This is a genomic window from Mesorhizobium sp. M4A.F.Ca.ET.050.02.1.1 (assembly GCF_003997725.1).
GTDB lineage: Bacteria > Pseudomonadota > Alphaproteobacteria > Rhizobiales > Rhizobiaceae > Mesorhizobium.
The window spans coordinates 1-1,511 of sequence record NZ_RZSG01001100.1 but is presented as its reverse complement, the minus strand read 5'-3'; the positions used below and the strand labels follow the sequence as shown (position 1 = coordinate 1,511).

General features: G+C 63.7%; 3 protein-coding genes. 2 read left to right on the top strand and 1 reads right to left on the bottom strand.

Translation table 11 applies throughout. The features are described 5' to 3' along the window. The first annotated feature begins 98 nt into the window (after nucleotides 1-98). On the top strand, nucleotides 99-524 hold the full coding sequence (locus EOA33_RS35360; protein ID WP_126058304.1) for an Hsp20 family protein: 426 nt from the start codon (nucleotides 99-101) through the stop codon (nucleotides 522-524). Between the two features lie 64 nt (nucleotides 525-588). Continuing rightward, nucleotides 589-846 carry a DUF1150 family protein gene (locus EOA33_RS35355; protein WP_124995408.1) on the top strand — a complete coding sequence of 86 codons (258 nt, stop codon included), beginning with the start codon at nucleotides 589-591 and terminating at the stop codon, nucleotides 844-846. 70 nt (nucleotides 847-916) lie between these two features. Here the strand turns inward: EOA33_RS35355 and ptsN are convergent, their stop codons facing one another. After that, nucleotides 917-1,381, bottom strand: coding sequence for a PTS IIA-like nitrogen regulatory protein PtsN (gene ptsN / locus EOA33_RS35350; protein ID WP_006200387.1), 465 nt, complete (start codon nucleotides 1,379-1,381; stop codon nucleotides 917-919). Nucleotides 1,382-1,511: the final 130 nt, after the last annotated feature.

Sequence of the window (1,511 nt, the reverse complement as noted above, 5' to 3'; positions counted from 1 at the left end):
GCTTGAACTTGTCCGCGCGGCGGACCATATCAAGACAATCGGGAAAAATGCCATCCGGGTTTTTCCAGTTTATGTCGCTCTCTAGAGGACACTGTAACATGAGCCGAATGACGCCCTTTTCGAGCCCGCTTCTCCTGGGCTTCGACACCATGGAAAAGACGCTCGAGCGCCTGGCGAAGTCCGGTGACAGCTATCCTCCTTACAACATCGAGCGCCTCAGCGGTGCCGACGGCATGGCCGAAAGGCTGCGCATCACGCTCGCCGTCGCCGGCTTCGCCGAAAGCGACCTCGATGTCACGACGGAGGAGAACCAGTTGATCGTGCGCGGCCGTCAGACCGACGACACCGAGCGCGAATTCCTTCACCGCGGCATCGCCGCGCGCCAGTTCCAGCGCTGCTTCGTGCTGGCCGATGGCATGCGGGTGATCGCGGCGGAGCTGAAGAACGGCCTGCTGTCGATTGATCTCGACCGGCCGGAGGTCGAGCGGCTGGTACGGAAAATAAACATATCGGTGAAAGACTGATCTTTACCGATGGCTCTCATGCGGGGCGGCCTTGGACGGCGTCCTCGCGCCAAGGAGGCTTGAAATGACCAGAACCGACGAAACCTTGACCATGACCAGTGGCGAATTCGCCCATCTCGGCGAAGGCTCGGTCGCCTATCTCAGGAAAGTCTCGAGCGACGATCTGCGCGGCCGCTTCCCCGGCCTCGGAGAAATCGCGCCCGGCCTGGAACTGTGGGCGCTGTTTGCCGCCAATGGCCAGCCGATCCTGCTTTCGGACGCCCGCGACCGGGCGCTGGCGGGCGCGCTGGAGAACGACCTGACCACTGTCGCCATTCACTGAGCGACCGCTGGCCGTCCGAAATGGCAAGGGCCGCCCAAGGCGGCCCTCTGAAACCTTCAATCCGAAAACTTCAGGCCGCGTGCGAGGCCTGCGTGTCCGACAGCAGTGCGTGGATCGCCACCGCGTCGCGCGTGCCCCTGATCTTGGCCACGGTGTCGGCGTCGCGCAGCACGCGCGCGATGCGCGACAGCGCCTTGAGGTGGTCTGCACCCGCCCCCTCGGGCGCCAGCAGCAGAAACACCAGATCAACCGGCTGGTCATCCAGCGCCTCGAAATCGACCGGCGTCTCCAGCCGGGCGAAGACGCCGGCAATGCGCTTCACCCCGGCGAGCTTGCCATGCGGTATGGCAATGCCGTTGCCGACGCCGGTGGAGCCAAGCCGCTCGCGCTGCAGGATGGTGTCGAACACTTCCCGCTCCGGAATGCCCGAAATCGCTGCCGCCCTCTCGGACAGCAATTGCAGCAGTTGTTTCTTGGAGTTCGCCTTCAACGCCGGCATGATCGCCGGAACGTTGATCAGATCGCTAAGATCCATGCTTGAAAAATCCCTTGTTCGCCCGCCGCAGCCAGTCCTCGCCCCCTCGCGCGGCTGGCTGCTATCCCTGTGCGACTTTGGTCGTGGACGGGTCGATCCAGCCGATGTTCCCATCCGGCCGGCGGTAGAC

Coding starts and splice junctions, on each gene's coding strand:
- EOA33_RS35360 (WP_126058304.1), top strand. CDS start 99: ATGAGCCGAATGACGCCCTTTTCGAGCCCGCTTCTCCTGGGCTTCGAC.
- EOA33_RS35355 (WP_124995408.1), top strand. CDS start 589: ATGACCAGAACCGACGAAACCTTGACCATGACCAGTGGCGAATTCGCC.
- ptsN (WP_006200387.1), bottom strand. CDS start 1,381: ATGGATCTTAGCGATCTGATCAACGTTCCGGCGATCATGCCGGCGTTG.